This window comes from Streptomyces sp. NPDC001536, assembly GCF_042894505.1.
Taxonomy (GTDB): domain Bacteria; phylum Actinomycetota; class Actinomycetes; order Streptomycetales; family Streptomycetaceae; genus Streptomyces.
In genome coordinates this window covers 657,816-683,040 of the sequence record NZ_JBIAVQ010000002.1, presented here as the reverse complement: position 1 = coordinate 683,040, position 25,225 = coordinate 657,816, and the positions used below count along the sequence as shown (strand labels likewise).

Annotated in this window: 17 protein-coding genes; 12 read left to right on the top strand and 5 right to left on the bottom strand. The window is 72.1% G+C overall.

Going from position 1 to position 25,225, the window contains the following annotated elements:
* The first annotated feature begins 292 nt into the window (after window positions 1-292).
* The 6 genes from ACFY0U_RS08125 to ACFY0U_RS08100 all read left to right on the top strand — a co-directional run bounded on the left by ACFY0U_RS08125 (window position 293) and on the right by ACFY0U_RS08100 (window position 11,413).
* Window positions 293-5,776, top strand: a complete 5,484-nt coding sequence (locus tag ACFY0U_RS08125) for a glutamate synthase-related protein (protein ID WP_388631954.1) — start codon at window positions 293-295, stop codon at window positions 5,774-5,776.
* Window positions 5,773-7,491: a sulfite reductase flavoprotein subunit alpha gene (locus ACFY0U_RS08120; RefSeq protein WP_388631952.1), complete on the top strand. Its 1,719-nt coding sequence runs from the start codon at window positions 5,773-5,775 to the stop codon at window positions 7,489-7,491. Before ACFY0U_RS08125 ends, ACFY0U_RS08120 begins: the two co-directional genes overlap by 4 nt.
* Before the next feature lie 2 nt (window positions 7,492-7,493).
* Window positions 7,494-8,387, top strand: a complete 894-nt coding sequence (locus ACFY0U_RS08115; protein WP_388631949.1) for a hypothetical protein — start codon at window positions 7,494-7,496, stop codon at window positions 8,385-8,387.
* Window positions 8,388-8,474: 87 nt separating this feature from the next.
* Window positions 8,475-8,879: a hypothetical protein gene (locus ACFY0U_RS08110; protein ID WP_388631946.1), complete on the top strand. Its 405-nt coding sequence runs from the start codon at window positions 8,475-8,477 to the stop codon at window positions 8,877-8,879.
* A 113-nt stretch (window positions 8,880-8,992) separates the two neighbouring features.
* The gene (locus ACFY0U_RS08105; protein ID WP_388631944.1) at window positions 8,993-10,168 is read left to right on the top strand and encodes a pyridoxal phosphate-dependent aminotransferase; all 1,176 of its coding nucleotides are present in this window, start codon (window positions 8,993-8,995) and stop codon (window positions 10,166-10,168) included.
* A gap of 138 nt (window positions 10,169-10,306) precedes the next feature.
* Window positions 10,307-11,413, top strand: coding sequence for an NAD(P)/FAD-dependent oxidoreductase (locus ACFY0U_RS08100; protein ID WP_388631941.1), 1,107 nt, complete (start codon window positions 10,307-10,309; stop codon window positions 11,411-11,413).
* 147 nt (window positions 11,414-11,560) lie between these two features.
* Here ACFY0U_RS08100 and katG read toward each other — a convergent pair whose 3' ends face one another.
* Both katG and ACFY0U_RS08090 read right to left on the bottom strand, forming a co-directional pair.
* Window positions 11,561-13,750: a catalase/peroxidase HPI gene (gene katG, locus ACFY0U_RS08095; RefSeq protein ID WP_388631938.1), complete on the bottom strand. Its 2,190-nt coding sequence runs from the start codon at window positions 13,748-13,750 to the stop codon at window positions 11,561-11,563.
* A 27-nt stretch (window positions 13,751-13,777) separates the two neighbouring features.
* Window positions 13,778-14,215, bottom strand: a complete 438-nt coding sequence (locus ACFY0U_RS08090; protein ID WP_388631935.1) for a Fur family transcriptional regulator — start codon at window positions 14,213-14,215, stop codon at window positions 13,778-13,780.
* A 181-nt stretch (window positions 14,216-14,396) separates the two neighbouring features.
* Between ACFY0U_RS08090 and ACFY0U_RS08085 the strand changes: the two genes are divergently transcribed.
* Both ACFY0U_RS08085 and ACFY0U_RS08080 read left to right on the top strand, forming a co-directional pair.
* Window positions 14,397-15,020 carry a hypothetical protein gene (locus tag ACFY0U_RS08085; RefSeq protein WP_388631933.1) on the top strand — a complete coding sequence of 208 codons (624 nt, stop codon included), beginning with the start codon at window positions 14,397-14,399 and terminating at the stop codon, window positions 15,018-15,020.
* A gap of 164 nt (window positions 15,021-15,184) precedes the next feature.
* Window positions 15,185-15,817, top strand: coding sequence for a sigma-70 family RNA polymerase sigma factor (locus tag ACFY0U_RS08080; RefSeq protein WP_388631931.1), 633 nt, complete (start codon window positions 15,185-15,187; stop codon window positions 15,815-15,817).
* A 66-nt stretch (window positions 15,818-15,883) separates the two neighbouring features.
* On the opposite strand, the gene ACFY0U_RS08075 is transcribed toward ACFY0U_RS08080, so the two are convergent.
* Complete coding sequence (locus tag ACFY0U_RS08075; protein WP_388631928.1) at window positions 15,884-16,366, bottom strand: MarR family winged helix-turn-helix transcriptional regulator; 483 nt, start codon at window positions 16,364-16,366, stop codon at window positions 15,884-15,886.
* A 136-nt stretch (window positions 16,367-16,502) separates the two neighbouring features.
* Between ACFY0U_RS08075 and ACFY0U_RS08070 the strand changes: the two genes are divergently transcribed.
* The gene (locus ACFY0U_RS08070) at window positions 16,503-17,018 is read left to right on the top strand and encodes a YceI family protein (protein WP_388631926.1); all 516 of its coding nucleotides are present in this window, start codon (window positions 16,503-16,505) and stop codon (window positions 17,016-17,018) included.
* Here the strand turns inward: ACFY0U_RS08070 and ACFY0U_RS08065 are convergent.
* Both ACFY0U_RS08065 and ACFY0U_RS08060 read right to left on the bottom strand, forming a co-directional pair.
* Window positions 16,999-18,699, bottom strand: coding sequence for a hypothetical protein (locus ACFY0U_RS08065; RefSeq protein WP_388632388.1), 1,701 nt, complete (start codon window positions 18,697-18,699; stop codon window positions 16,999-17,001). The genes ACFY0U_RS08070 and ACFY0U_RS08065 overlap by 20 nt on opposite strands.
* Window positions 18,700-18,800: 101 nt before the next feature.
* Window positions 18,801-22,850 carry a molybdopterin-dependent oxidoreductase gene (locus ACFY0U_RS08060; protein WP_388631923.1) on the bottom strand — a complete coding sequence of 1,350 codons (4,050 nt, stop codon included), beginning with the start codon at window positions 22,848-22,850 and terminating at the stop codon, window positions 18,801-18,803.
* A gap of 229 nt (window positions 22,851-23,079) precedes the next feature.
* On the opposite strand from ACFY0U_RS08060, the gene ACFY0U_RS08055 reads away from it, so the two are divergent.
* From ACFY0U_RS08055 to ACFY0U_RS08045, 3 genes are all read left to right on the top strand, one after another.
* Window positions 23,080-23,469: a cell division protein SepF gene (locus ACFY0U_RS08055; RefSeq protein WP_046263090.1), complete on the top strand. Its 390-nt coding sequence runs from the start codon at window positions 23,080-23,082 to the stop codon at window positions 23,467-23,469.
* A 74-nt stretch (window positions 23,470-23,543) separates the two neighbouring features.
* On the top strand, window positions 23,544-24,863 hold the full coding sequence (locus tag ACFY0U_RS08050; RefSeq protein ID WP_388631920.1) for an AAA family ATPase: 1,320 nt from the start codon (window positions 23,544-23,546) through the stop codon (window positions 24,861-24,863).
* Window positions 24,860-25,186 carry a nucleotide pyrophosphohydrolase gene (locus ACFY0U_RS08045; protein ID WP_388631917.1) on the top strand — a complete coding sequence of 109 codons (327 nt, stop codon included), beginning with the start codon at window positions 24,860-24,862 and terminating at the stop codon, window positions 25,184-25,186. The genes ACFY0U_RS08050 and ACFY0U_RS08045 overlap by 4 nt, the downstream gene beginning before the upstream one ends.
* The last annotated feature ends 39 nt before the right edge of the window (window positions 25,187-25,225 follow it).

Below are 25,225 nucleotides of genomic sequence, written 5' to 3'. Positions count from 1 at the left end.
CGAGGACTCACGCCGGGCGCACGCGACGACCAGGGCGGGGTCGGCTCCGAGGGAGGTCGAGGACCAGCCTGCGGACGCCTCAGCGGGTTCGGGCGGGTTTCGCATACGATCGATGGACGAGGCCCCGACATATGTGCAGGATGCACACTTGCACAGAAGTTAGGTAAGCCTTACCGTTCACAACCGCACCACTCAGGGCCCTGGCCGGATCACCGGCCCCGCCCACGGCGAGCGCTTCACCGACGCAGCCTGGCCGTCCGATGCCGGAACTCGCCGCACCCAGGACCCCCACGTGACTCACAGCACCTTCGGTCTGTACGACCCTGCCCTCGACCACAGCGACTGCGGCGTCGGCTTCATCACCCGGCTCGACGGGACCCCGAGCCATGACGTCATCCGCAAGGGCGACGAAGCGCTCCGCGCCATCCCGCACCGCGGCGGCAAGTCCGCCGAGGGCGTCGGGGACGGCGCGGGGGTGAACGTCGACCTCTCCGTGGAGTTCTTCGGCGCGATCACCGGCGAGGAACTGCGCGCCGGGCACTTCGGCGTCGCCAACTGCTTCGTGCCGCTCGACGACGCACGCCGTGCCGCGGCGGCCGAGCTCGTGGGCCGCAGCATCGCCGAGCAGGGCTTCGACGTCCTCCTCGTCCGCGACGTACCCGTCGACCACACCGTCGCCTGCCCCGCCGCCGAGCAGTACCAACTGCCCATCGTGCAGTGGGTGTTCCGCGCGCCCGGCGACTGGGAGCGCGCCGAGGTCGACTCGGCCGCCAACCGCGCCCTGCTCGCCGTCGAGGCCGTCGCCTACGCCGACAGCGACACGTACGCCGGGCTGTACCCGCTCTCCCTCAGCGCGCGGACCCAGGTGCTCAAGGGCCGGCTCAACTCCGGTGAGATCGTCGGGTACTTCCGCGACCTGTGCGACCCCCGGCACTCGGTCCGCTCGCTCTACTTCCACACCCGGTTCTCCACCAACACCGAGCCGCACCCGACCATGGCCCAGCCGTTCCGGCTCATGGCGCACAACGGCGAGCTCAACACCGACCGCAAGAACCGGCTCAGCGACGAGGCCCTCGCACGGGCCCGGACCCGGAGCATCGTGCGCCCGCCGGGGCAGTCCGACTCCAGCCGGCTCGACCAGACCCTCCAGAGCCGGGTCTTCGACGACGGCCTGGACCTCGTCGAGGCCGTCGTGTCCCTCATGCCGCCCGCCTGGGAGAACGACCGGACGCTGCCCGCGGCCACCCGGGACATGCTCGAGTACTTCTCCCTGTACGAGGAGAAGAACGACGGCCCCGCGGCCCTCATCTTCAGCGACGGCGACGCCGTCGGCGCCCGCCTCGACCGGCTCGGGCTGCGCCCCCTGCGTACCGTCGAGACCGCCGAGTACCTGATGGTGGCCTCGGAGGCCGGCCAGGTCGCCTTCCCCGACGACGAGGTCGTGCACCGGGGCCGGATCGAGGCCGGCGGCATGCTCGTCGTCGACCACCGCACCGGACGCCGGATGCGCACCCGCGAGGTCCTGGACGCCCTCGCCGCGCGCCGGCCGTACAGCGAACTGCTCACCTCCGCCCGGGTGAACCTCGACGACCTGCCCGCCCCCGACTACTACCGCGGCACCACCACGCTCGGCTACGACGGCGACCTGACCCTCGCCGGCCGGTACGTGGCGTACTCGCTGAACCAGGAGAGCTTCCGGTTCATGCTCGACCCGATGCTCGCCGACGGGTCGGAGCGGATCTCGGCGATGGGCTACGGCAACGCCATCAACGCGCTCAGCGACACCGAGGGCGGCATGGCGAAGTACTTCTCGCAGCGCTTCGCCCAGGTGACCAACCCGCCGCTGGACAGCATCCGCGAGGCCGACGGCATGAGCATGCGGGTCGCGCTCGGTCCGAAGCCGGACGGGACCCTTCACGACAGCGGCCGCCAGCTCGTCGTGTCCTCGCCCGTGCTCGGGCACCTCGACATGGTCCGGCTGCGCGACCAGCGGATCGTGCCGCTGGAGCGCTTCGACATGCTTTACGACCCGGTCGCCGGGGACGAGACCGCCAACGCCGACGCCCTGCGGAGCGCGCTCCAGCGGCTCTGCGACGACGTCGAGCGGTTCGCCTCGCAAGGGGGCGGCATCGCCGTCCTCACCGACCGGGCCGTCTCCTCCACGCGCGCCCCGCTGCCCGTGATCCTCGCCGTCGCCGCCGTCAACCAGCGGCTCATCGAGACCGGGCTGCGGCTGCGGGCCTCGCTCGTCGCCGAGAGCGGCCAGCTGGCCTCCTCGCACCACGTGGCGACCGCGCTCGGCTTCGGCGCCTCCGCCGTCTACAGCCTCAGCGCACGGCTGCGCGCCGAGGAGAAGTTCCCGAGCGCACCCGCCCCCGCGGGTGAGGTGACCGAGACCGACCGGGCGTTGGCGAAGTTCCGCAAGGCGGCCGAGAAGTCCCTCGCCAAGACCATGGGCCGGGTCGGCCTGTGCACCGCCGAGAGCTACATCGGCGGCGAGTTCTTCGAGCCGAACTACCTCGACACCCGCGACGACGTCTTCGCCCGGACCTTCCCGCACATGGACGCCCCGGTCGGCGGCGTCGGGTTCGCCCGGATCGCGCAGGCCGCCACGGACTGGCACGAGCGCGCCCGTACGGTCGAGAGCGAGCAGCAGATCCCGCTGCTCGGGCTGTTCAAGGAGCGGTCGGACGGCGCCGGGCACTCCTTCGGTGTCACGGCCGTGCGCGGCTTCGGCGACATGGTCGAGGAGCGGCCGGAGTTCGGGAAGCCCGAGGACTCCGACGCGCTGCGGCTGCTCACGCTCGGCCAGCTCGACGACGCGTTCGGCATCACCGACGCCGCGTACCGCAACACCGGGTACGACGCGCTCAGTGACGCCGAGATCGACGCGTTCCGGATCACCCCCGGATACCGCGCCTTCCTGCGGACCACGCACGAGGAGCGGTCGCGCCGGCCGGCCGCGCTGCGGGACGTGCTCGCCCTGCCCGCCGACGTCACCGGACTGCGTACGGCCGAGGACTTCGCCCGGGAGCTGGGCCGGTTCTCGACGGACGGCAACGCGAGCGTGACCGTCCGGGGCGTCGTCGTGTCCCGCACCGACGAGGGCACCTTCCGGCTGCGCCTCGCCGCACCGGACCTGGAGCGCCACACCGCCCTCGCCGAGGGCCTCGCGCACCTGGGCGAGCAGATCCTCGCGGTGACCGCCGACGGCATCGAGGTCACCGGCCCCGTCGCCCGACTCCTCGCCAACGCCCCCGACAGCGTCCCCCTCGACGACGTCCAGCCCGCCCACGAGATCACCCGCTCCCTCGCCTCCGGCGCCATGAGCCACGGCGCGCTCGTGGCCACCGCCCACGAGGCCGTCGCGCACGGCACCAACATGGTCGGCGGCATGTCGAACAGCGGTGAGGGCGGCGAGCACCACACCCGGTACGGCACCATCCGCGGCTCCCGGATCAAGCAGTTCGCGTCCGGCCGGTTCGGCATCTGGGCGGGCTATCTCGCCGACCCGATGCTGGAGGAGCTGGAGATCAAGATCGGGCAGGGCGCCAAGCCCGGCGAGGGCGGTCAGCTGCCCGCGCCGAAGGTCACCGTCGACATCGCGGCCGCGCGCGGCGGCACCCCGGGCATCGAGCTCATCTCCCCGCCCCCGCACCACGACACGTACTCCATCGAGGACCTCGCGCAGCTCATCCACGACTGCAAGGCCGCCCGGGTCCGGGTCATCGTCAAGCTGGTGTCCTCGGAGGGCATCGGCACCATCGCGGTCGGCGTCGCCAAGGCCGGCGCGGACGTCATCAACGTCGCCGGGAACACCGGCGGCACGGGCGCCGCCGCCGTCACCAGCCTCAAGTACGCGGGCCGTTCGGCGGAGATCGGCGTCGCCGAGGTCCACCAGGCGCTCGTCGCCAACGGGCTGCGGCAGAAGGTCGTCCTGCGCTGCTCCGGCGCGCACCAGACCGGCGGCGACGTCGTCACCTCGGCGCTGCTCGGCGCCGACAGCTTCGAGTTCGGTACGACCGCGCTGATGATGCTCGGCTGCGTCATGGCGAAGAACTGCAACGTGAAGTGCCCCGCCGGCCTCACCACCAACCCCGAGGTCTTCGAGGGCGACCCGCGCGCGCTCGCCCAGTACCTGCTCAACATCGCCCATGACGTACGGCAGATCCTCGCCCGCCTCGGTCTGCGCTCCCTGCGCGAGGCCCGCGGCCGCACGGACCTGCTCCAGCTGCTGGACCACCCCGCGAGCGTCGGCCGCCTCGACGTGCGCCGGCTGCTGGCGAGCGTGCCGGAGAAGATCGTCGAGGACCCGGAGTACCTGGAGAAGGACTTCACCACCGACGACGCCCTCATCGAGCGCGTCCGGGCGGCGCTCCTGGAGCGGCGCGAGCCGTCCCTGCTCGTCGAGGGCATCCGCCTCGGCAACAGCGACAAGTCGGTGGGCGGACAGCTGAGCATCGACATCGAGCGGCTGCTCAACCATGAGGACGCCGCCGACGTACCCGCCGTCACCAGCGACGACCGCGGCCGCCGCCGTCTCGTCGACGACGCGGTCCGCATCCGCACCACCGGTTCCGCCGGACAGTCCTACGGCGTCTTCTGCAACGACGGCATCACCCTCGAACACACCGGCACCGCCAACGACGGCGTCGGCAAGAGCCAGAGCGGCGGCCGGATCATCGTGCGCGCCCCCGGCGGCGGCAGCGCCGAACGCGGCGGCAACGTGCTGATCGGCAACTTCGCGCTGTTCGGCGCGACCGGCGGGCGGACGTTCGTGCAGGGCGAGGCCGGTGACCGGTTCGCCGTGCGCAACTCCGGCGCGACCGCGGTCGTCGAGGGCGTCGGGGACTTCGGCTGCGAGTACATGACCGGCGGCACCGTGCTCAACCTCGGCGGCTTCGGCAAGGGCCTCGGCAACGGCATGAGCGGCGGGTTCCTGTACCAGTACGACCCCTCGGGCGAGCTGGCCGGACGGGTCAGCGCCGACTCGCTGCTGGTGTTCCCGGTGACCGACACCGCGCGCGGCGCCTTCCACGAGGAGGCCGTACGACTGCTGCTGGCCTGGCACGTCGAGGCCACCGGCTCCGAGCTGGCGGCCCGGCTCCTGCACGACTGGGACACCGAGCGGCAGCACATGTACTGCGGGATGCCCCGCGCGCTGCTGCTCTACCAGGACTCCACGGAGATCCTCGCCGCGGCGACCCGCTCCCAGCTCCTGGACGAGCTGGCGACCTCCATCGCGACGGACAAGCTCCGCGCGTTCAAGGTCGACTACCGCGACCGCCGCACCGTGCTCGGCGGCCGCGCCCCGGCCTTCGGCGACCAGGGCAGCGACGACATGTTCTCGCTGCTGTCCTCGTACACGGTGCTCGGCGTCGCGCAGGACCTCGCCCTCCAGCGGGTGCCGGGCGCGAGCGGACCGGAGGACCCGCGCATCGCGGAGGCCGTGCGCAACCTCGTGCTCACCGAGGACTTCTTCGTCAAGCAGCGCGTGGTGAAGTACCTGCGCGGCACCCTGGACCGCTTCGACGACGGCGAACTCGCCACCCTCATCGCGATCAAGCGCCTCGACGACTACAAGCGCGCGCTCAAGCAGCGCAACAACCTCAGCGTGGACGCCCCCGGCACCTACGGCTGGATCGTCCACCAGACCACCAAGAACGCCGGTCGCGTCCGCGCCGCCCGGTTCGACGAACTGCTCGCGAACGCCGCGCTGGAGGACATCGCCTCCCGCCGCGCCCCGCAGGCCCCGACCGAGGCGGTGACCGCATGACCGTCATGCCCCCGACCGGATCCCTCATCCCGGCCGACGCGCCCTTCTCCGCCCAGCAGGAGTCCTGGCTCGCCGGGTTCATCGCCGGCATCGCCGCCGCCGGACGCCGGGACAGCGCCGGCGCCGACGCGCCCGCGGCCACCATCGACGTGCTGATCGGCACCCAGACCGGCAACGCCGAACTCGTGGCCGACGACATCGTCGCCGGCGCCCGTGCCCGCGGCCTCGGCGGAAGGGCGGCCGCCCTCGACGACGTCACCCCCGAGGCGCTCGCCGCGATGTCCCACGTCATCGTCGTCACCTCGACGTACGGCGAGGGCGAGATGCCCGACAACGCCGGGCTGTTCTGGGAGGCGCTCCAGTCCGACACGGTCCCGCGCCTCGAAGGCGTGCGCTACTCGGTCCTCGGGCTCGGCGACCGCGGCTACGACGACTTCTGCCAGGCCGCGAAGCTCATCGACACCCGTCTGGAGCAGCTCGGGGCGACCCGGCTGCACGAACGCGTCGACTGCGACGTGGACTTCGAGGAGCCCGCGGCGCAGTGGACGACGGCGGTGCTCGACCTGGTCGCCGCCGAGACCGGCGCCAAGGGCACGGGCGGCGCCGCGGAGGCACCGAAGAAGCCCCGCTCCCAGTGGAACAAGCGCACCCCCTACCCGTCCCGGCTCGCCACCAACCGGCTCCTGTCCGCCCCGCACAGCGCGAAGGAGATCCGCCACTACGAGTTCGACCTCGGCGACAGCGGCATCACCTACGAGGCGGGCGACGCGCTGGCCGTCGTACCGCTCAACGACCCGGCGCTGGTCGGGGAGTTGCTGGCGCACCTGGGCGCGAGCGACGACCAGGAGACCGCCGAACTCCTGCGTACCGAACGCGAGATCCGCATCCCCTCCAAGGAGTTGATCGCCGACCTCGTGGAGCGGGCGCCCGCCAGTGAGCTGGCCGCGGTCGTCGCGCACGGTGACCGCGGCGACCTCGACTCCTGGCTCTGGGGCCGGGACCTGCTCGACCTGCTCCGGGACGCCGGGTCCAAGGCACCCTCGCTCGCCGAACTCCTGCCGTTCCTGCGGCCGTTGCAGGCCCGCCAGTACTCGATCTCGTCGAGCCCGCTCGCCCACCCGGGCAGCGTCCACCTCACCGTGGCGTCCGTGCGCTACGACAGGTACCAGGGCGTGGCATCGACGTACCTGGCCGATCGGGTCGGCGCGGACTCGACCGTGGGCATCTACCTCCAGCCGAACGCCTCCTTCAGCGTCCCGGCCGACGACGACGCCCCGATGGTCATGATCGGCCCCGGCACGGGCATCGCCCCCTTCCGCGGCTTCCTCCACGAGCGGGCCGCGCGCGGCGCCTCCGGGCGCAACTGGCTCTTCTTCGGGGACCAGCACCGTGAGACCGACTTCGTCTACGAGGACGAGCTGACCGAGCTCCGACAGCGCGGTGTGCTCACCGAGTTGGACCTCGCGTTCTCGCGGGACCAGGCCGAGAAGATCTATGTGCAGACACGGATGCGGGAGCGGTCGCGCGAGCTGTACGCGTGGCTGGAGGAGGGCGCGCACCTCTACGTGTGCGGCGACGCCTCCCGCATGGCGAAGGACGTGGAGACGGCGCTGCTCGGTGTCATCGCCGAGCAGCGCGGACGCGGGGACGACGACGCCGCGGAGTACCTCGCGGATCTGCGCCGGGCCAAGCGCTACGTACGGGACGTGTACTGAGCATGACGGACCAGCACGGTTGCGCGTTCGACGGCTGCTGCCCCAGGCGGAACACCGGCGCACGGCTGATCGACCCGCGCATGCCGGAACTGGCGCGCTGTCTGACGCTCTTCCGGTACGTCCAGGCCGTCACCGGAGGGCCGGTCGCGCGGATCGACCAGGCCGGCAGCTACGCGGTCCCGAGCCTGCGCGGTGACGCCTTCGCCGTGCACCCGGGCGAGATCGCGCTGCGTCTCGACGCGGGCGGTGTCGACACGGCCGTGCTCGCGCGGGACGAGGGCTCGGTCGCCGTGCGCCTGCTCGACGCGGCGGGCCGGATCGTGCACGAGGGGCGGCTGCTCTCCGACGGGGACCGGCTGCTGGCCGGGCTCACCGCCACGGTCGACCCCGGGGCGAGGCCCGGGGCGCCCGCGCGGGTCCCCGACGTACCCGCGTGGGAGAACGGCGACCAGCTCGCCCAGCTCGACGCGATCCTCGCGGACGGCGGGCTCGCCCGGCGCGCGGCGTTCGACCGGTACCGGGGCGAGCACCGGGACATCGACGTCGATGTCGTGCCCGCGGTGCTCGACCACGTCTGCTCCGTCGGACTGCCGATCGGCGTCGCGGTGTTCGCCCCCTCGGCCATGCAGGCGTGCGGCGGCCGGGTCCATGTCACCGACCGGACCGCCGGCGGGCGGGTGTTCGCGGCGGTCGCCGAGAGCTCGGTGGAGATCGACCTCGCGGGCGTCGAGGCCTGCCGGCTCGTCCGCTCCACGGCGGCGCACGGCCCGACCTCGGCGCTCGAACTCGACGACACGGACGGCCGCTGTGTCGCGGTCGTCACCCAGTTCGGGATCGTGGGCGAACAGGTGCACACGGCGTGGGAGCACCTCGCGGCGTCCCTGCCCGACGCCTAGCCGGGTGCCACCGAAATTCAGGATCAACTTCCTTTGCACTCAGATAAGTTCGGGCGCGACCAGTTGTTCGAAGAGAGGAACGCTGTCTTGCGCACGACCCATCGCCGACTGACGTCCGTCCTCGGGATCGCCGCGGCCTCCGCGTCGGCGCTCGCCCTGGGCATCGCCCCGGCCCAGGCCGCCGGCAATGTCTTCGAGGCCTCCAACTCCATCATCTCGTCCGAGGTGACCGCGAAGACGTACTTCGCCGAGGACGGCGAGATCCTCACCGCCCTCGACATGGACAAGGACGGCCACGGCACGGCCGCCCAGTGGCGCTACAACTCGAGCTCCGCCACCCACTCGTACTACAACGGCTACGGCTACGCCGTCGCCCACGACTGGAACCTGTCCTTCGCGGAGGGCACCACCCTCCAGATCCGCGCCTGCCTCCAGGACGGATCCAGCGGCACCCCGTACGACTGCGGCGGCTGGGAGTACGCCAGGGCCTGAGCACCAGGCCCGGCGGCCGCACGGCAGTGAAGGGGCGGGCCCGCGGGCCCGCCCCTTTCGCGACCGCTTAGGGTCGAGGGCGTTCCGTCCCTCGTCGAGCCGGAGGTCGCCGCATGCGGATCTCGCAGCGGGCCCAGTCCGTCGCCCCGTTCTACGCCATGGAGTTCGGCAAGCACGCCGCCGCCCTGGAGGCCCAGGGCCGTCACGTCGTCAAGCTCAGCCTCGGCGAGCCCGACTTCGGCGCGCCGCCGGCCGTCGTCGAGGCGATGCGCACGGCCATGGACGGACGGCCCATGAGCTACACCGAGGCGCTCGGGATGCCCTCCCTGCGGCAGGCGATCGCACGGTTCTACGGGGAGCGCCACGGCGTCGACGTCGACCCGGGCCGGGTCGTGGTGACCGCCGGGGCCTCGGCGGCCCTGGTGCTGGGCGCGGCCGCGCTCGTCGACCCCGGGGACGAGGTGCTGATCGGCGACCCGTCCTACCCCTGCAACCGGCAGATCATGGAGAGCTTCGGCGCCCGGGTCACGCTCGTCCCGACCAGCGCGGCCTCCCGCTTCCAGCTGGACGCGGCCTCCGTGCGCTCGCACTGGACGGACGGCACGCGCGGGATCATGGTCGCCACCCCGTCCAACCCGACGGGCACCTCGGTGCCGGGCGACGAACTGGCCGCATTGTGCGACCTCGCCCGGGAACGGGACGCCTGGCGGATCGTCGACGAGATCTACCTCGACCTCGGCGACCACGACGACCAGGACCGGCCGCCGCGCAGCGCGCTGTCGTACGACCCCGACGCCGTCGTCATCAACAGCTTCTCGAAGTACTTCGGCATGACCGGTTGGCGGCTCGGCTGGTGTGTCGTCCCCGAGGTCCTCGTACCGGCGCTGGAACGCCTCGCCCAGAACTACTTCCTGTGCGCCTCGACCCCCGCCCAGCACGCCGCGCTCGCCTGCTTCACCCCCGAGTCCCTCGCCGTCTGCGAGGAGCGGCGCGCCGAGTTCGGGCGCCGGCGCGCGCTCGTCCTCGACGGCCTGGCACAGCTCGGACTGCCGGTGCCCGTGCCCCCCGACGGGGCGTTCTACGTCTACTTCGACGTCAGCGGCACCGGGCTCACCTCGTGGGAGTTCTGCGCCCGGGCGCTCCAGGAGGCGCATGTCGCGCTCACCCCGGGCCGGGACTTCGGCGTGGGCACGGCGGAGACGCACGTACGGCTGTCGTACGCGGCCTCCGCCGGCGAACTGCGCGAAGGGATCGCCCGGTTGGGGAAGTTCGTGGCGGCGCTGCGGTAGCGGGTCGCTTCACGGAACGCACACAAACCTCTCCCCTTAGCTTTAAAGTTCAAGCGATAGGCTCTTCGCCAGTCGAGTGGGGGCGACGGAGCCCACGCGCCGCGCTGCTCACTTCCCCCACAGGCACAGGAGAGTCGTGTGAGCGACGGCGACGTAGTGGTGATCGGCGGCGGCTACGCGGGAGTCCGCCTGGCGAAGAAGCTGGACGCGACGGCACGGGTCACGCTGGTGGACCGCAAAGAGGTCTTCTTCCACCGCATCGCCTCGCTGCGCGCGGGGATCCGGCCGGAGTGGTCGGTGACGCCGTTCATCCCGTACGACCGGCTGCTGAAGGGCGGCCGGGTGGTGCTGGGCAAGGCGCTGCGCATCGACACGGCGGCCCGGCAGGTCGTCCTGGCGACGGGGGAGCGGCTGCCGTACGACGTGGTGGTGATCGCCACCGGCGCCGACTACCCGGAACCGGCCCGCTTCAACGGCACCACCCCGGACGAGGCGGTCAAGGCCTTCGCCGGGCATCAGCAGGCGGTCGCCCGCGCCGGACACATCCTGGTCGTCGGCGGCGGGCCCTCCGGTGTCGAGCTCAGTGCGGAGATACGGCTGGCCCGACCGGACGCGCGCGTCACGCTGGCCCACTCCGGGTCGGCGCTGCTGCACGGCACGGGCAGTGAGCGGGCCGGGCGCAAGGCGCTGGCCTGGCTGGAGGCGCGGGACGTGGAGGTGCGGCTGAACTCGTTCATGTCGCCCGGCTTCGACTTCGGCACGTATCGCGACGCGCACGGCAACGTAATGGAGGCCGACCTCTCCTTCTGGGCCACCGGCACCACACCGAACACGCTCTGGCTACGACTGGGCGGCCACGGCGACTGGCTGAACCCCTCCGGGCACGTCAAGGTCGACCGCGCGCTCCGGGTCGCCGGGCATCCGGACGTCTTCGCGGTCGGCGACGTCAACGACGCCACCGAGCTGAAGATCACCCCCGCCGCACTCGCCCAGGCCGACCTGGCCGTCCACAACATCCGCGCCCACCTCCAGAGCCCCGGCAAGCACCGCAAGGAACCCCGCTTCTACAAGCCGATCCAGCGCATCCCCCTCATCGTCCCCTTCGGGGCGGCCGACGGCATGACCCTCCTGCCGGTGCCGGGCGGGGAGAGCGCGGTGCTCGGAAGCCGGACCTCGGTGCTGGCGAAGGCGAAGACGCTGATGACGCCTTATATGCGGCGGCAGTTGGGGTATACGGCGGCGTGAGGTGACGGAGGTGGCTGAGGGGCTCGGTGGGGCAGTGGCTCAGCCTTTCGGGACGCAGGGCACCCGCGGAGAAAACGGGGAACGCCCCGGCCGACCCGTGAGGGCCGGCCGGGGCGTCCCGGTGAGCGGATCAGGCTCGGATCGGACTCAGACCAGGTCGAAGCGGTCCGCGTTCGACACCTTGACCCACGCCGCGACGAAGTCCTTCACGAACTTCTCCTTGGCGTCGTCGCTCGCGTAGACCTCGGCGAGCGCGCGGAGCTCGGAGTTCGAGCCGAAGACGAGGTCGGCACGCGTACCGGTCCACTTGACCGCACCCGAGGCGTCGCGGGCCTCGAAGTGGTTCTGGTCCTCGGAGGTCGACTTCCACTCCGTGCCCAGGTCGAGCAGGTTGACGAAGAAGTCGTTGGTGAGGACACCGGGGGTGTCGGTGAGGACACCGAGGGACGTCCCGCCGTGGTTGGCGCCCAGGACACGCAGACCGCCGACGAGGACGGTCAGCTCGGGGGCGCTCAGGCCGAGCAGGTTCGCCTTGTCGAGCAGCAGGTACTCGGCCGGGAGGCGGTTGCCCTTGCCCTGGTAGTTGCGGAAGCCGTCCGCGGTCGGCTCCAGCGCGGCGAACGACTCGACGTCCGTGTGCTCCTCGGTGGCGTCGACACGGCCGCCGGTGAACGGCACCTCGATGTCGTACCCGCCGTCCTTGGCGGCCTTCTCGATCGCGGCGGCACCGCCGAGGACGATCAGGTCGGCCAGGGAGACCTTCTTGGCGCCGGAGCCCGCGTTGAACTCGGACTGGACACCCTCCAGGACCCGCAGGACCTGGGCCAGCTCGTCGGGCTGGTTGACCTCCCAGCCGGCCTGCGGCTGAAGGCGGATACGGGCGCCGTTGGCACCGCCGCGCTTGTCGCTGGTGCGGAACGTGGACGCGGACGCCCACGCGGTCGACACCAGCTGCGAGACGGTCAGACCCGAGTCGAGCAGCTTGGCCTTGAGGGCCGTGACGTCGGCGGCGTCGATGGGCTCGCCCTCGGCCTGCGGCAGCGGGTCCTGCCACAGCAGGGTCTCCTCCGGGACCTCCGGGCCGAGGTACAGGGACTTCGGGCCCAGGTCACGGTGGGTCAGCTTGTACCAGGCGCGGGCGAAGGCGTCCGCGAACTGGTCCGGGTTCTCGTGGAAGCGCTTGGAGATCTCGCCGTAGATCGGGTCGAAGCGCAGCGAGAGGTCGGTGGTGAGCATCGTCGGCAGCTTCTTGGAGTCGCTGTGGGCGTCGGGGATGATCGCCTGCGCGTCCTTGGCCACCCACTGGTTGGCGCCGGCGGGGGACTGGGTCAGCTCCCACTCGTAGCCGAAGAGGATGTCGAAGAAGTCGTTGCTCCACTGGGTCGGCTTGGTGGTCCAGGTGACCTCCAGGCCGGAGGTGATGGCGTCGCCGCCCTTGCCGGTGCCGTAGGTGCTGGCCCAGCCGAGGCCCTGGGCCTCGATCGGGGCGGCCTCGGGGTCGGCGCCGACGTTGTCCGCCGGGCCCGCGCCGTGGGTCTTGCCGAAGGTGTGGCCACCGGCGATGAGGGCGACGGTCTCCTCGTCGTTCATCGCCATGCGGCGGAACGTCTCGCGGATGTCGCGGGCCGCGGCGATCGGGTCCGGGTTGCCGTTGGGGCCCTCCGGGTTGACGTAGATGAGGCCCATCTGGACGGCGCCGAGCGGGCTCTCCAGCTCACGGTCGCCGGTGTAGCGCTGGTCGTCGAGCCAGGTGGTCTCGGGACCCCAGTAGACGTCCTCGTCGGCCTCCCAGACGTCGGCGCGGCCGCCGCCGAAGCCGAAGGTCTCGAAGCCCATCGTCTCCAGCGCCACGTTGCCCGTGAGGATCATGAGGTCGGCCCAGGAGATGGACTGGCCGTACTTCTTCTTGACCGGCCACAGCAGACGGCGGGCCTTGTCCAGGTTGCCGTTGTCCGGCCAGCTGTTCAGCGGCGCGAAGCGCTGCTGACCACGGCCGCCACCGCCGCGGCCGTCGCTGATGCGGTAGGTGCCGGCGCTGTGCCAGGCCATCCGGATCATCAGCGGGCCGTAGTTGCCGAAGTCCGCCGGCCACCAGTCCTGGGAGGTGGTCAGGATCTCGGCGATGTCCTGCTTGACGGCGGCCAGGTCGAGGTTGCCGAACGCCTCGGCGTAGTCGAACTCCTCACCGAGCGGGTTCGCGACGACCGGGTCCTTCGCGAGGATCTTCAGGTTGAGCCGCTCCGGCCACCACTGCCGGTTTCCGCCGCCCTGGGTGGGGTGTGCGGCGCGCTCGTGCGCGACCGGGCATTTTCCTTCAGCGGCGCTGTTCTCGGACATGAGGGGAATTCCTTCCGGGTTTGGTGCTCAAGCCTTGCGGGCGGTGGAACAGGTGGGGCACAGGCCCCAGTAGATGACCTCGGCCTCGTCGATCGCGAAGCCTCGGTCGTCGGAGGCGGTCAGACAGGGGGCGTGTCCGACCGCGCAGTCGACGTCGACGACGGCCGCGCACTCCCGGCAGACCAGGTGGTGGTGGTTGTCGCCGACCCGGCCCTCGTACCGGGCGGGGCTGCCCGGTGGCTCGATACGGCGGACGAGTCCCGCCGCGGTGAGCGCGTGGAGGGCGTCGTAGACGGCTTGCACTGATATGTGGCCGACCCGGTCCCGGACCCCGGAGGCGAGGGCGTCGACCCCGAGGTGGTCACCGGCGCGGACGGTCTCCAGGAGCGCGACGCGGGCGGCCGTCACCCGCAGGCCGGCCCCCCGCAGATCTCCTGCGGTGGTCGGAGGCTGCGGTGAAGTCATGGGGCCAACCTACCCCCACAAACACGAATGGTTCAAGAAATGGATTCGTTCCAACTCTGTGTCCTGTCGTGTCGCCCTGTGTTCGCCTTCCCGACCCGCGCGACGTCCGGATTGAGTGGGAGCTGGGGAGATCCCCGTACTCGCACGGGAGACCCGGGTCCGGATGCGAGGATGTGAGGCCATGACGGCAGGGTGGTGTTCTCGCACGGTACGGGCCGCGGTGTTCGCGGCCGCCTGTGTGCTGCTCGCCGCCCTGGGCCACGTCCTGATGTCCGGGCAGCACGTTCCCGCCGGGGCTCTGGCCGCGGGAGCGGCCCTGACCGGGGTCGCGGGCTGGTCCCTGGCGGGGCGTGAGCGCGGGCTTCCGACGGTCGTGGCCGTCGCGGTCGTCGCGCAGACGGCCCTGCACCAGGGGTTCTCCCTCGCGCAGTCGACCGTCCCGGCGTCCATGGACATGGGCTCCTCGCATACGCACTCCATGGACTCCATGGATATGGCGCACATGAGCGCGGGCCACACCGGTACCGAGGGGTCGTCCTCCCTCGGCATGGTCACCGCCCATCTGCTGGCCGCCCTGCTGTGCGGGCTGTGGCTGGCGTACGGGGAGCGGGCCGCCTTCCGGCTGCTGCGGGCCGTCGCCGGATGGCTGGCGGCACCGCTGCGGCTGCTGCTCGCCGCCCCCGTCGTGCCGCACCGGCCGCGCTTCGGCCGGCCCCGCCGTCGCTCGGAGCGGGAGCCGCGGCTTCTCCTGCTCGTCCACGCGATCACCACCCGGGGTCCGCCCGCGGGGACCGCTGTCGTCTGAGGACAGCTGGTACCCGGGGCGGCCTGTGCGCGCCCCGGGTTTCGGCCGTACGCCCGCAACGGTGCCGTACGGCCGTGTTCCCGTTCCACCGGACCGCGGTGCGCGCCGATGCGTACCGCCGCTCCGGACTTCCGGATTTCCCGGATGACCGAGAAGGACACCTGGTGATCACTTCTGCCCTGCCCGTTTCGCGTGACGAACACGACCGACGTGACCAGTGCGAGAAGCGCGCGGCGCTCGACGAGGCGGCCACCGCCTGGGCGCTGGCCGCCCGCGGCGGTGACGCGGCCGCGGTCGAGCACTTCGTCCGTGCTCTGCACCGCGACGTGACGCGCTACGTCGCTCACCTGTGCGCCGACCCCCAGGCCGTGGACGACCTGGCACAGGACACGTTTGTGCGGGCGCTCGGCAGTCTGCACCGGTTCGAGGGACGCTCCTCGGCCCGGTCCTGGCTGCTGTCCATCGCCCGCCGCGCCGTGATCGACGGCTACCGGGGCGCCGCCGCCCGGCCCCGGCTGTACGACGTACCGGACTGGGAGCCGGCCGCCGAACTCGCCCAGCCGCGCGGTCTGCCCGGCTTCGACGACGGCATAGCCCTCCTCGACCTGCTGACCGCGCTCCCCATCGAACGCCGCGAGGCCTTCGTCCTCACCCAACTCCTCGGCCTGCCCTACGCGGAGGCGGCCGCCCTGACCGACTGCCCCGTGGGCACGGTCCGCTCCCGAGTGGCCCGCGCCCGGGAGACACTCCTGGCACTCCTCGCGGCCGCGGACGGGCCCGCGGTGCTGGTGGCCTGAGCGCGGGGACGGGTGCGGATGCCGGCCGGCATCCGCACCCGTCCCCGCCTCGTTGGCCCGAGGCGGCTACTCCGGAGCCGCGTCCTCGGCGAAGTCGGGTACCAGCGCGCCCATCGCCTGGCGCTGGGTGGGGCCCATGATCCGGGCCAGTGCCTCCTTGACCGTCTGTGCGAGGACTCCCGAGGCCTCCTTCAGCAGGCCTCGGGCCTTCTCGGTGAGGGCGACCTCGATGCCGCGCTTGTCTCCGCAGACCGACTGGCGGGTGACGAGGCCGGCGTGCTGGAGACAGGCGATCTGGTAGGTGAGGCGGGTCTTGGGGCGGCCCAGGAGTTCGGCGATCCGCGTCATGCGCAGACCTTCCGAGGGGTTCTCGGCCAGCAGGCACAGGACCAGGAACTCGTCGTGCGAGACGTCCAGCCGCTCCTTGACCACGGAGCGCAGCTCCTGCTCGACGGCTCCGGTCGCGGCCAGCATCAGCATCCAGGCGTGCAGCTCTGCGGGCAGGAGTCCGCCACCTGCGGCGGAGGGGCAGTCGGAGTGGTCGGCCATGACGCCCAGTGTACCTGTTGTCCAATTTTGGATGAGGGGGTTGTTCATATTTGGATGACCCGCTAGCGTGAGGTCATTCAAATTTGGATGACCCTCTGCTCCCCTGCTCCGGGCATCAGCACGAAGGAGACCCGTCATGACCGTCGCCGTGGAAACCGGCCTCTGGCAGCTCGACACCGCCGCCTCGACCGTCGCGATCAAGCACAAGTCGATCTGGGGCCTCGTCACCGTGAAGGGCGCCTTCACCACCGTCACCGGCCAGGGCGAGGTCCGCCCCGACGGATCCGCCGTCGGCACCCTGACCCTGCCCGTCGCGTCCCTGGACACCAAGAACCCCAAGCGCGACACCCACCTGAAGGGCCCGGACTTCTTCGACGCCGACAACCACCCCGAGCTCACCTTCGCGGTCCGCAGCGCGGAACTCCGCGACGGCGACAAGGTCCACGTCATCGGCCAGCTCACCGCCCGCGGCATCAGCCGCCCCCAGACCTTCATCGCCCGCCTCACCGGCGCGGACGCCGACGCCCTCACCCTGGACGCCGAATTCTCCGTGGACCGCAATCAGTTCGGGATGGGCTGGAACCAGCTCGGCATGATCCGCGGCCTGACCACGGTCACCGCCACCCTCCGCTTCACCCGGACGGCAGCCTGACGTACACGCTCGACAGCGTCTGCGGTACGGCGCTGAAGGCCCGCAGCCGGATGCGCGCACCCGCGCGCGGGATCCCGTACCTCCCGGCGGGCGGCCGGAGTTCATAGCGCGCCGTGGCATGGGCGGGCAGGGTGACCGGCCCCCGAACGACCGTCCAGTACTGGCTCATGCCCTGCCCCACGGTCAGCATGAAGTGGGGCGTCAGGGCGCTGTCGGCGGTGTTGGTGACCCGGATCGTCAGCCGGGATTCGGCCACCGGCCGGGCCCGCCGCAACCCGGTGACCTGCATCCGCAGCGGCGGCGTACCCGTCACCGCCAACGCCGCGCTCACCAGGGCGGGCGCCAGCACGAGCAGGCACACGGCGATCCGCGCCGGCCGGGAGCCCAGCCGCAACCCCGGCTGCCAGGCGCCCGCGAACTCCGCCGCGGGCGCGGTGACGGCGGCCGCCAGCCACAGCGGCGTCATCATCAGGTAGTAGCCGTCCTGCGAACGCGTCGCCAGGAAGAAGGCACACCACGGCAGCACGGTCGCCGCGGGCCCCAACCGCCGTACGAACAGCACGAACAGCACCAGCAGACCCGCCGCCAGCAGCAAGCTCGCGTGCCCGTACCAGTCCAGCCGGTCGCTGCCGCCCGTGAGATAGACGGACACGTCCACCAGGCCCTGGCCGTGCAGCACCGCGCCCTGCGTCAGCGGCAGGGCGACACCGGTGAGCCAGGGGCCCGGCTCGCTCACGAGGAAGTACGTGTTGATCAGCAGCCACACCCCGGCGGCGACCCCGACGATCCGCAGCACCACCATCCCCGCGGCCCGGCCGCCCAGCTCCCCGCGGCGCACCGCGTAGATCCCGGCCAGCAGGAACGGGGCGAGGAACCACGGCAGTTGCTGCGCCGCGCACGCCGCCCCCAGGCACACGGCCCGCGCCACCCCGGCGGCGCCCAGCCGGCCGCCCCGTCCGATCCGCGGCCAGCGCACCACCACCGGCACCAGCAGGGCGAGCGCGAGGATCGCGGGATAGCCGAGCCGGCCGTACTGCGGCAGCATCGCGAAACCCAGACACACCATCGTCGCCGCCGGCCGCCACGGCACCGGCAGCATCCGCCACAGCACCACCGCGCCGACGACCAGCGCACCCGTGCTCACCGCCGTCGCCGGGGTGCCGCCGTGGCCCAGCCACAGCAGCGGCGCGGTCAGCAGCGGGGCGAGCGGGGGATAGCCGTACGTGAAGTCGTAGCCGCCGGTCACCGTGGGGGTGAGGGCGACGCCGTGACCGAAGAGCCAGGGCCACGACTGACCGTAGACGGGGTGCCCCGCGACCAGTTCCCGGGCGGCCTGTGTGGTCAGGAGCGCCTCGTCACTGCCCTGGTGGAGCACCGACCAGGCGCACAGGGTCAGGGTCACGGCCGTCACCAGGACGCACGTGTCGACGCGGGCCAGCGAACGCGTCCGGCGCACCACCGGCGCCAGCACCCCGCACACCAGGATCGAGGCGTAACAGACCGAGATGACCGCGGCCACGGCGACCCGGTGCGAGGCCGCCTGGGTCCACACCGCGCGCGTCCCGATGAGGAGGCTGATGTCGGCGAGCAGGGTCAGGACACGGTGCCACTGCGCGGGGGTCTCCGGGCTGGTGGCGGACACCGCCGACGGTGTCCGTCGGCCGGGTGTCACCGGCTTCAGTTCTGCCAAGTGCACGGCACCGGACCGTAATCGCGCCCGGTGAGCGAGGTGAGGGTGGAGGTGAAGAGTCCGGTAGGAGAGGGGTAAGAAAGCAGGGTTTGTCAGTAGACGTCCCGCACGTACCGTTTCGCCGCCGCCAGTTGCTTCACATACGCCGCCGCCTCCTGCTCGCCCAGCCCGCCGTGCGCGACCGCGATGTCCTTCAGCGCCCGGTCCACGTCCTTGGCCATCCGGGAGGCGTCACCGCACACATAGAAGTGGGCGCCGTCCTGGAGCCAGCGCCACAGCTCGGGGCCGTGCTCGCGCATCCGGTCCTGGACGTAGACCTTCTGGCGCTGGTCGCGGGAGAAGGCGGTGTCGAGCCGGGCGAGGGTGCCCTCGTCGAGCAGTTCGGTCAGCTCCTCCTCGTAGTAGAAGTCGCTGGCCCGGTGCTGCTCCCCGAAGAACAGCCAGTTGGGCGCCCGGTGCCCGAGCGCGCGCCGCTCCTGGAGGAAGCCCACGAAGGGCGCGACCCCCGTGCCGGGCCCGACCATCACCATCGGCGTCGCCGGGTCGGCGGGCGGCCGGAAGTGCGGGGAGGCCTGCACGAAGACCGGCACCTCGGTGCTCGCGTCGGCGTCCGCGAGGAACGGCGAGCAGACCCCGCCGCGCGGTGTGCCGCGCAGGTTCTCGTACCGCACGACGGACACCGTCAGCGAGACCAGGTGCGCGTCCACGAGCGGACTGGAGGATATGGAGTACAGGCGCGGCTGAAGCTTCTTGAGGACGCCCGCCCAGTCCCGAGCGTCCGCCCGCACCGGGTGCTCGGCGAGCACGTCCACCGCCTGCCGCCCCCAACTCCACTGCGCCAGACCGTCCTTGTTGTCGGGCCGCAGGAGCTTCTTCAACTCCCGCCCGTCACGGACGCGTTCGCTGACGAAGCGGAGGAAGTCGGGGGTGATACGGGTGATGTCGAGGTGCCGGTGCAGCGCCTCGGCGAAGGGAACGTCGCCGACCCCTTCCATGTCCACGGAGGTTGATCCGTCGACCCCGGTGACCGCCAGCCACTCCTCCACCAGGGCGGGCGAGTTGACCGGCCGCACACCGAGCGCGTCCCCGGCCTCGTACGTCAGCGGGGTCCCGCTCGTGTCGAAGGTGAACCGCCGGACCTCCTTGCCCGCGCCGGCCCGGCTGAGCAGCCGGTTGCCGACCAGGCGGGCGGTGGTGGGGGCGGGCCTGGGGGAGCGGGCCGGCCTCTTCGGCGCCTCGGTCGTGGCGGTGGGCGGGGCGCTGGTCGCGCTTCCCGACGTACTGGTCGCGCTTCCCAGCGCGGAGAGCACCTCGTCCAGCCAGGCGTCCGCGGTCGGCTCGAAGTCCGGCTCGCAGTCGGTGCGCGGCGCCAGCCGCACCCCGCCCAGCTCGTCGAGGCGGGCGTCGAGCCGTCGTCCGTGTCCGCAGAAGTCGTCGTACGAGGAGTCGCCGAAGGCCAGGACGGAGTAGCGGACCCCGTCCAGGCGCGGGGCCTGTTCGGCGGTGAGCCGGTCCCAGAAGCCGGAGCCGTTGTCGGGCGCGTCGCCGTCCCCGAAGGTGCTGGTGACCAGCAGCAGGTCGGCGCCCTTGGGCAGCGCGCCGGGGTCGGTGTCGTCCATGCCGACGAGCACGGGGCGGTGCCCGCTCGCGGAGAGCCGGTCGGCGACGGCACCGGCGAACTCCTCCGCGGTCCCGGTCTGCGAGGCCCACAGCACGACCACCTCACGGCCGGGCTGCGTCCGGGGCGCCTGGGCCGTGCGCGAGTACATGCCGGCCAGCACGCCGTTGACCCACATCGCGTGCTCGGGGCTGAAGGGGGCGTCCGGGGGCAGCACCGGGACGCCGGGGGCGCCGGAGTCGATGCCCGCGAGGAAGCCGGTGAGATACAGGCGCTCCTGCGCGGTCAGGACGGGCGGCGGGGCGGGGTCGAGGCCGAAGGGGTTGGCGCCGGGGGTGACGGAGGTGGGGACGATGACCTCGGGCGCCGACACCGGCGCGGGTGCGGCGGAGACCCGGGTCAGCGACACCGCGCACACCTTGAACTCCGGCTGGAAGGAGATCGGGTCCACCGCGTCGCTGGTCACGGCGTTGACGCTCAGATACTCGCCGAAGAGGTCGTTCCAGTGGAAGGGCGCGAAACAGCCGCCCGGCCGCACCCGGTCGGTGACCACCGCGGGCAGCACCGCCCGGCCCCGCCGCGAGGCCACCTCCACCCGGTCGCCCTCGGCGATCCCGAGCGCCCCGGCATCCTCGGGGTGCAGTTCCACGAACGGCCCCGGGTTCAGCTTGTTCAGCTTGGCGACCCGGCCGGTCTTGGTCAGCGTGTGCCACTGGTGCTGCACCCGCCCGGTGTTCAGCACGAAGGGGAAGTCGTCGTCCGGCATCTCGGCGGCCGGTATGTGCGGCCGCGCGTGGAAGACGGCCCGTCCGCTCGCGGTGGGAAAGCGCAGCCCGTCGCCGTCGACGTACCGGATCGGATTGCGCGCGGGCCCGCCCTCGGCGGCCGGCCACTGCACGGGCTCGGAGCGCAGCCGCTCGTACGTCACCCCGCGCAGGTCCCACCCCGTGACCGGGTTCCAGGCCCGCCGGATCTCCTCGAAGACCTGCTCGGCACTGTCGTACGAGAACCCCTTCTCGTACCCCATCTCCCGGGCGACGGCCGCGATGATCCGCCAGTCCGCCATGGCCTCGCCGGGCGGGTCGGCGACCGGCTGGGTCAGGGTGAGGTCGCGCTCGCTGTTGACGAAGACGCCCTCGCCCTCGGTCCACATCGCGCCGGGCAGCACGACGTCGGCGTAGGCGTTGGTCTCCGTCTCCCCGAACACGTCCTGGGTGACGACGAACTCGGCGGCTTCCAGGCCCTCGATGACGGTACGGCGGTTGGCGACCGAGGCGACCGGGTTGGTGCAGATGATCCAGCAGGCCTTGATCTCGCCGTCGGCCATCTTCTGGAACATCTCGACGGTGCCCTTGCCCACGCCGTCCTTGCGGACGGTGCCCGGCGGCAGCTCCCAGAGGTCCTCGATGAACTCCCGCTCGGAGTCGACGAGGACGGACCGCTGACCGGGGAGACCGGGTCCCATGTACCCCATCTCGCGGCCGCCCATGGCGTTGGGCTGGCCGGTGAGGGAGAAGGGCCCGCTGCCGGGACGGCAGATGGCTCCGGTCGCCAGATGCAGGTTGACCAGGGCGTTGGTGTTCCAGGTGCCGTGCGTGGACTGGTTGAGGCCCATGGTCCACAGGCTCATCCACTCACCGGCCGAGCCGATGAGCCGCGCGGCCTCGCGCAGGTCGTCCTCGTCCAGCCCCGTGATCCCGGCGACGACGTCGGGCGCGTAGTCGGCGAGGAACTCCTCCATCGCCTCCCAGCCCTCGGTGTGCGCGGCGATGAAGTCGGGGTCGGTGTGCCCCTCCGCGACGAGCAGATGCAGCAGACCGTTCAGCAGCGCCAGGTCGGTACCCGGTTCGACCTGGAGGAACAGATCGGCCTTGGCGGCCGTCGCGGTGCGCCGGGGATCGACGACGATCAGCTTCGCGCCCGCCTTGACCCGCTCCATCATCCGCAGGAAGAGGATCGGATGGCAGTCGGCCATGTTCGACCCGATGACGAGGAAGGCGTCGGCCCGGTCGAAGTCCTCGTACGAGCCGGGCGGCCCGTCGGCGCCCAGCGACAGCTTGTAACCGGCCCCGGCGCTGGCCATGCACAGCCGGGAGTTCGACTCGATCTGATTGGTGCGGACGAACCCCTTGGCGAGCTTGTTGGTGAGGTACTGGGCCTCCAGGCTCATCTGCCCGGACACATAGAAGGCGACCGAGTCCGGCCCGTGCTCGTCGATGATCGCGCGCAGCCGCCGCGCGGTCTCGGCGACGGCGTCGGCCATGGGCGCGGGCACCGGCTCCGCGCCGCGATCGTCCCGGACCAGCGCGGTGGCCAGCCGCCCGGGCGCGGAGAGCATCTCGGCCGTGGTGGCGCCCTTGGTGCACAGCCGCCCCGCGTTCGCCGGGTGCGCCTTGTCACCGGTGGCCTTCAGGACCGTGCGCCGCCCGTCGGGCCCCATACCGACGTCCAGCACGATGCCGCAGCCCACTCCGCAGTAGGAGCAGACCGAGCGCACCTGGGACGTGGGAGTGGTGGGGGTCACACGGATCCCTTTCGGCGGTCGGCTCTTGCTCCCAGAGCGTACGAATCGCCCATTACGCCGATGTCACATGGCTTGATCATGAGGAGTTACGTCGGACACACAGCCGTTCGTGGCGCGATGTGAGGGTCCGGGTCTGTCGCGGTCCGTGTCGCTGTTGGGCCGAACGGGTGACTTGGCGTAAGAATTGGCTGGTGCAGGCAATGAAGGCGAGCGAGTCCGGGGGGAACCGGTGAGCAGGTACGACGTCACCGATGAACAGTGGGAAGGGCTCGCCCAGGTCGTTCCGTTGCGCGGCCGGGATGCCTGGCCCTCCGCGGTGGACCACCGGGTGCCGCCCGAAGCGGTGACGGAACCGCGCCGCCGCTTCGTCGTGCTGAGGGTCAATGTCTTCGGCGACGCCCGCGAGGTCGCCGAGACCCTGATGGCGGGCATCCCGGTGCTGCTCGACCTGACCGGGGCGGAGGGCGAGGTCGCCAAAAGGGTCCTCGACTTCAGCACGGGAGTGGTCTTCGGCCTCGCCAGCGGCATGCACCGCGTCGACCGCAACGTCTTCCTGCTGACCCCGCCCGGCACCGAGGTCAGCGGCCTGATGGAGACCGCCGGCGCGCCCAGCGCCTGAGCCCGGTCCCCCGATCGTAGGAAGCGGCCGTCGGCGGAACGGTTCGCCTGGGGACGGAGGCCTACGGTCCGGATATGTGCGTGACTTCTGTGCCGGCGGGTTCCGCGGCTCAAGCGGCTCCGGAGACCGCCGGCGACCACCGGGTGCCGGGCCAGGGACGGCCGACAGGTGCGACGGAGCGTCCAGGGACGTCCGGCGAGGGGTCTCGGGAGCCGGCGGGCGCGAGAGGTGCGGAGGTGTCCGCGCCGTCACCCGGCATCCGGGTCGCGGCCGGTCATCATCCCGGCCGACCTCATGTCAGCGAGCTGCGGCTGTCCACCTTCGCCTCGCATCGGCGCGCGAGCTTTCCGCTGGGGCCGCTCACGCTTCTCGTCGGGCCCAGCGGATCCGGCAAGTCGAGCGCGTTGCGGGCGTACGAGGCGCTGGCGCGGCTGGCCGCAGGGGCGGAGCTGGGGGAGGTGTTCCCCGATCCGCTCGCGTGTGTGCCGGAGCGGGCGCGGCCCGACGCGCAGCGGCGGCGCGGGTTCCGGATCGGGTGCACGACGGACGGTCCCGAGGGGCCGGTCCGGCTCGACGTCGCCGTGCAGGCCGAGCCCGAGCTCCGGGTTGTGGGGGAACGGCTGACCGTCGCCGGACAGGTCCTGCTGGAGACGGCGCTGCGCGACCCCTCGCGACGGGCCGTCCAGGCCGCCTGGCACACGGCCGGCTCCGCGCCGGTGACCCGCGCCCCGCTCCCGGACGACCGGCTCGGCACCGCGCTGCTCCCGCTGCGGGTGGCCGGCAAGACCGACGGCCAGCGCCGGGTGCTCGCCGCGGCCGAGCAGACGGTCGTGGCCCTGCGGTCCGTGTTCGCCTGCGATCCGCGCCCCGACCGGATGCGCGTCCCCGTGCCCACCGGCTCCGGGCGCCTCCTCGGCGGCTGCGACAACCTCGCCGACGTGCTGTGGCGCACCCGCGCCGAATGCGGCCGCCGCCACGCGCAGTTGGTCGCGGCGGTGCACACCGGATGCGCGGGCCCGGTGGCGGACGTCCTCGCCGAAGTCCTCCGGGACGGCACGGTCCGGGGCCTGCTCGACCGCGGCGACGGTGTCCGTACGGAACTCGCGCGGCTCGGCGACGGCGAGTTGAGGTACCTCGCACTCGCGCTCGTGCTCTTCACCGGACCCGGCGTCCTGGAGGTCGACCCCGCCGGCGAGGTGCCCGCGGCGATGCAGACGCTCACCGTGCTCGCCGACGGGTTCGACCGGCGACTGGACCCACGGCAGCGGGACGAACTCCTGCGGCTCGCGGCCCGGATGTGCGACCGCGGACACATCCGCCTCCTCGGCACGGCGACCGACGCGTCCTGGGCCACCGGGGTCGAGGGGCTCACGGTGGTACACCTGGACCCGTGACAGACCCTCTCGATGTGGCGAAACTCCAGCGCAGGCTGGCCGAGTTCGCGGCGGCACGCGACTGGCAGCCGTACCACACCCCCAAGAACCTCGTCGCCGCGCTCAGCGTGGAGGCCTCCGAACTGGTCGAGATCTTCCAGTGGTTGACCCCGGAGGAGTCGGCCCGCGTCATGGACGACCCCGACACCGCGCACCGCGTCACGGACGAGGTGGCCGACGTGCTCGCGTATCTGCTCCAGCTGTGCGAGGTGCTGGGCATCGACCCGCTGGCGGCACTGGACGCGAAGATCGACCGGAACGAGCGGAGGTTTCCGGCGCCGTAGCAATCTCGGCCCTCAGGGAGCAGCTCGGTCCGTTTTCAC

Coding starts and splice junctions, on each gene's coding strand:
- ACFY0U_RS08115 (WP_388631949.1), top strand. CDS start 7,494: ATGACGGACCAGCACGGTTGCGCGTTCGACGGCTGCTGCCCCAGGCGG.
- ACFY0U_RS08105 (WP_388631944.1), top strand. CDS start 8,993: ATGCGGATCTCGCAGCGGGCCCAGTCCGTCGCCCCGTTCTACGCCATG.
- katG (WP_388631938.1), bottom strand. CDS start 13,750: ATGTCCGAGAACAGCGCCGCTGAAGGAAAATGCCCGGTCGCGCACGAG.
- ACFY0U_RS08085 (WP_388631933.1), top strand. CDS start 14,397: ATGACGGCAGGGTGGTGTTCTCGCACGGTACGGGCCGCGGTGTTCGCG.
- ACFY0U_RS08075 (WP_388631928.1), bottom strand. CDS start 16,366: ATGGCCGACCACTCCGACTGCCCCTCCGCCGCAGGTGGCGGACTCCTG.
- ACFY0U_RS08090 (WP_388631935.1), bottom strand. CDS start 14,215: ATGACTTCACCGCAGCCTCCGACCACCGCAGGAGATCTGCGGGGGGCC.
- ACFY0U_RS08120 (WP_388631952.1), top strand. CDS start 5,773: ATGACCGTCATGCCCCCGACCGGATCCCTCATCCCGGCCGACGCGCCC.
- ACFY0U_RS08070 (WP_388631926.1), top strand. CDS start 16,503: ATGACCGTCGCCGTGGAAACCGGCCTCTGGCAGCTCGACACCGCCGCC.
- ACFY0U_RS08050 (WP_388631920.1), top strand. CDS start 23,544: ATGTGCGTGACTTCTGTGCCGGCGGGTTCCGCGGCTCAAGCGGCTCCG.